Consider the following 4,244-nt stretch of genomic DNA (forward strand, 5'->3'; position numbering starts at 1 on the left):
CCTGCTCGTGCGAGGGATCAGCACGCGCAACTACGACGCTGCGCTGACGAGCCTGTCGGACGGGCTCGGACTGAAGAGGAGCGCGGTCAGCTCGGCGTTCCAGCGAGCCTCGCAGAAGGACCTGGACGCCCTCAACGGCCGCCCTCTGGGCGAGTGGACCTTCGTGGCCGTCTACATCGACGGCGTCGGCTTCGCCGACAAATACGACGCAAGTGGGCGGTTGCCGATCGGGCGATGGGTTGGATGTGGGGGACGTTCGTCCGTGGGCGTCCGCTGGCGTGCGGTAGCGTCCGCTGGAGTCCAGGTTCGGGTGCTAAGAGTGACGTGCACGTGAGGTCAGAGAAGCTGCGTCGTTAGCTTGCTGGCAGCGCCGTACAGAGAGACACCACTGTCGTTGGCGAAGCCACGCTGTTCAGTCGGTCCAGATGTCCTCCCCGCAGACCCGACCGGCGTCGTCAAGCCGCAGTACGAGCCAGCAGTTGTCGACTATGACGGGCCCACCTTCGAAGCAGAGGTAGTAGCAGAACCGGTAGGGGCTGGATCGATTCGGACCGAGGAGCTCGCACACTTCCATGGCGTTCAACCCGCGGAGCCGCCCGGTAGAGATCAGTTCCAGTGCCATTCGGTATCTTCGATTCCCGTGATCGGCTTCCCACGAGGGCTGCTCGGCCAACCACTGTTCACGGTCGAACGGAAGGGGCGTCAGTGGAAACGCCAGCAAGCCCGTGTGGAAGAGCAAGCCCACGTAGAGAGCGGCCGCCAGCGCACCAACGAGAAGAACGATCCCAACCGCCCAAAGGAGATTACGGCGGCCGTTGGTTCCTCCCGGGATCGTCTCCTGGGTCTTGTCGGACATCGGCTTGCTCGCTCGGAGTGGACTCCGCTTTGTCATCACAGAGCCTACCTAGCTCGGCGCGATCGGACAGGACTCGCGCTGGCAGTCTCGCCTGCCCTGATCTGCCGTTGACGAGACCGTCACCTCCAAGTTCGGAACCTCCCGAATCAACTTGCTACGCGCCAGGAACAGAGCGACACGGACACCGTGCCTGCTCCTGATCCGAACGTTGTCGGCGTCCGCCTCGTGCTCTGGGAGGGTCATGTCAGCAGCGACCGGGCGTGGCAGGGTCGTGGGGTGAGGCCCCTTGTTTTACCTATCCGCAAGGCCGAGTGGCTGTACGGCAACCGTCCAAGGCGCTTTCCCATGGTCGCTGCCTCGCGAGATGTTCCCTGTTGGATGAGGTAGGCCATCTCGCGCGCGGCTGCCGGAAGCCAGACACGTTCGAGAGCGCCGGCGCGCATCGCGACGGGGTCCACCACGGGCGCGTTCCGCTCACCGGCAGGCCGATACAGCGACCGCATCACCGATACCGGTCCCGCCAGTCCCATGAACGTCGTTTCAGTGCGCAGCACTTGGGCGTGAAGCACACCGTCGATGAGCACCTTTGGGAAGTCCACGTCCAGGGCACCAAGCGCGATGCCAAGTGCCGCGCGCTCAACCGCGCTCACCTTGTCCGCGAGCAGCCGCTCGAAGTCGGCAAAGTCGGCCGACGCGCCGATTCGGCCTCGTTCAACCTGCTTCTGCACGGTCTCGATCACCTCCAGCAACGCGGGAGCAACGGCGTTGAGTTCTTTCGGAATCTCAAGCACGATCGTTGCCACGGGACATCCTCTGTTCGGGTTTCAGCGCGCGAATATCGAGGCTCTGTCCCGTGCTTCTATATGCGATCAGCCACGTCCGATCGACCCTGCGTGCCACGGTCCTCCGCGGTCCGGTTCCACAGCTACGGACGTCTCGTCCGCTGCTCGTTTAAGAATGCTCAGTCTCAAATCCACACCCTCTCACTCTTTCCGGCATGCATATAGCGAGATTTCCCTGCCCGCGATGGTGACCTTCCCAATGCCAGCCGGCAACCATCCTAACTCAACGAATGGCACTTGCCATGATGCGCGCACAGCGGCCCGACCGCTACGTGCCTTCAGGTCAGGGGGATCAGTGATCAATATCACATCGAATGCACTTGCCCAGCTATCGAGCACGGCGCTGGGGAGCCGCTCGATCGGATCACCTGGCGTCGGTGTAACGTCCATAGGGCCCATGGCGTCGCGCAGGAAGCGCTCAAGGCTTCCGCCGCGTGCATATAACGCTAGGTGTAAGACAGCGGGCGCAACCTCGCTCGATTGGCCAAGCCAGCCAACGCGCGCGTCCGGCCCGACCTCGTTAGCGATGGCGTCAAACAACGCCTCAGCCTCTATGCGCCCCAGGCCGGACGTCTGGACCCTACCGCCCAGTCGCCAACGCGCGCGGATTTCCTGAACCTGAATCGCACGGGCCTTGGGGTCGTCCTCGAGCAGGCCTAGTCGACCCGCGAGGAGCTCTATCGGGTACTTCCAAGAAAGCGCAGCAAGCAAGGCTCCCCCGACCAGCGCCGCCGCCAGCCGAAGCCATGCACTCCGGAGCCAGCATGTTTTTGGATGGATTACGCTCCCGACGCACACTAGGCACCAGAGAGAGAGGCTAGCGGGGATCAGAAAGCGGTCGAGATGGAAGGGGTGCAGCCAAACGGGTAGGCCCGTAACCAATAGCAGAATCCAGAGCGTGCGTGTCACCGGCAAGCGGTACTGCCGCACACTACCGGCCACGGCCACCAGAACAATCGCCCCCAGTGCGAAAGGGCTCGGCGCGACACCGCCACACCAGTCGAGTAGGCGTATTTTCCAAGGCGTACGTCCGAGTTCGAGGTTGCCTCCCAAGAAGCCCACAAGCGCCTGCCGATGCGAACGCGCAACCTCCAGACCGGCCGGGAGGGGGAACACGAACCACCAGGTGAACAGGCCGACAGGAACAATGACTAGGGGGATCGACCGGCGCAAGAACGCGGCGCCCCCACCTGCGCGCAACGCGACCACGGCGTCGACGAGCCAGTCAATCGCGAGTGCGGCCCCAAGCAGGAGACCGTAGTTGAACTTCGTAAAGAGCGCGACCATGACCCACGTGCCAGCCGCGAGCTCGCGCCTCGCCAGAGGCGGTCCCGATCGCCGCCGCAACCAAGCGCGTAGTGCGAACACCGATGCGGTAAGGAAAGGGACTTCGAGAAAGAGAGTTGGGGCGAAGCGGCCTACGAGCGGTGAAGAAAGTGCGAGGATCGGAAGCAGAAACACAGGGCCTAGGTGCACCGACCGTTTCCCGCACGCAGACGTCGAGCGTGCGAGCTCGAGGCCGAGCAGCGCCAACCCGATTAGCCCGAAAACGTACCAAAGCGCGATCGTCGTGGCCCGCGCGACGGATTCGGAAACGCCAAAGACTGCCTGGGTCGCCGCAAGTAGGACAGGGACAACGAACGGGTACTGCTGGCACCCGAGTAGCGTGTCCACGGCCTCGCTCAGCTCTCCTGTGCGGACGCAAAGTGCCATGCGAGCGGCCGGAAGTTCCGCGTGCATACTCTCGTCCCAACCCCAGGTTGGTATCTTCGCGCGTCCTAGGTCGATCGCATGGAAAGCGATCAGGGCTAGGATTGCCAGCAGTCCGAGGCCACATAGAGGACTAGAGCGCAACGCAACGAGAATGCCCGCTTCCTTTGGACTTCGGTTGGGGTAGTGTTCGAGCGGCATGGGTAAACCTTACGCGCGGTGCTGGGAGGACGTCCGCGGCCGTGTGAGATTTGAACGGGGGCTCATCCCGTTGGTATGACAGGAGTTGTCGAACGCTCCGTCACTGAAGGAAGAGCCCCGTGAAGAAGTCTACGAGTTCCAGCCGTCGTCGTCAGCCGCGGTAGAAGCGTTCGCAGCGCAAGTCCCAGAGCCCCCTGCAGGGCGTCCTGCACTTCCGCGGCCAGGTGCGCGAAGCGCTGCTGTCCGCGATCCGAGGAGCCGTCGTGAGCACCGCCGAGCAGCTCGTCCAGGACGAGGTGACCGAGCTCGTCGGCAAGCCCTGGTCGAGCAAGGGCGAGTCGCCGCTGCGACGAGGGGGGCGAACGAAGACGCGCGCCTTCCTGGACGGCGAACCCGTGCACATCGAACGCCCCCGCGTCCGTGACCGCGACGCGGGCTGCGAAGTCCCCCTGGAGACCGTGGGAGCCCTCACCAGCCGCGACGCCCTCGACGATGACGTCAAGCGCCTGCTCGTGCGAGGGATCAGCACGCGCAACTACGACGCTGCGCTGACGAGCCTGTCGGACGGGCTCGGACTGAAGAGGAGCGCGGTCAGCTCGGCGTTCCAGCGAGCCTCGCAGAAGGACCTGGACGCC

5 protein-coding genes are annotated in these 4,244 nt (G+C 64.0%); 2 read left to right on the forward strand and 3 right to left on the reverse strand.

The window, feature by feature from the left end:
* Nucleotides 1-334, forward strand: a 334-nt coding sequence (locus GY725_19935; GenBank protein ID MCP4006455.1) for a hypothetical protein, incomplete at its 5' end; no start/stop codon positions are given.
* A 78-nt stretch (nt 335-412) separates the two neighbouring features.
* Here GY725_19935 and GY725_19940 read toward each other — a convergent pair.
* From GY725_19940 to GY725_19950, 3 genes are all read right to left on the reverse strand, one after another.
* Nucleotides 413-856: a hypothetical protein gene (locus tag GY725_19940; protein MCP4006456.1), complete on the reverse strand. Its 444-nt coding sequence runs from the start codon at nt 854-856 to the stop codon at nt 413-415.
* A 239-nt stretch (nt 857-1,095) separates the two neighbouring features.
* Nucleotides 1,096-1,659 (reverse strand): hypothetical protein, encoded by a 564-nt coding sequence (locus GY725_19945; GenBank protein ID MCP4006457.1) that lies wholly within the window; start codon nt 1,657-1,659, stop codon nt 1,096-1,098.
* Between the two features lie 180 nt (nt 1,660-1,839).
* On the reverse strand, nt 1,840-3,174 hold the full coding sequence (locus GY725_19950) for a hypothetical protein (GenBank protein MCP4006458.1): 1,335 nt from the start codon (nt 3,172-3,174) through the stop codon (nt 1,840-1,842).
* A 698-nt stretch (nt 3,175-3,872) separates the two neighbouring features.
* Between GY725_19950 and GY725_19955 the strand changes: the two genes are divergently transcribed.
* On the forward strand, nt 3,873-4,244 hold a 372-nt coding region (locus tag GY725_19955; protein MCP4006459.1), incomplete at its 3' end, for an IS256 family transposase.

The organism is bacterium, from assembly GCA_024226335.1.
Lineage (GTDB): Bacteria > Myxococcota_A > UBA9160 > SZUA-336 > SZUA-336 > JAAELY01.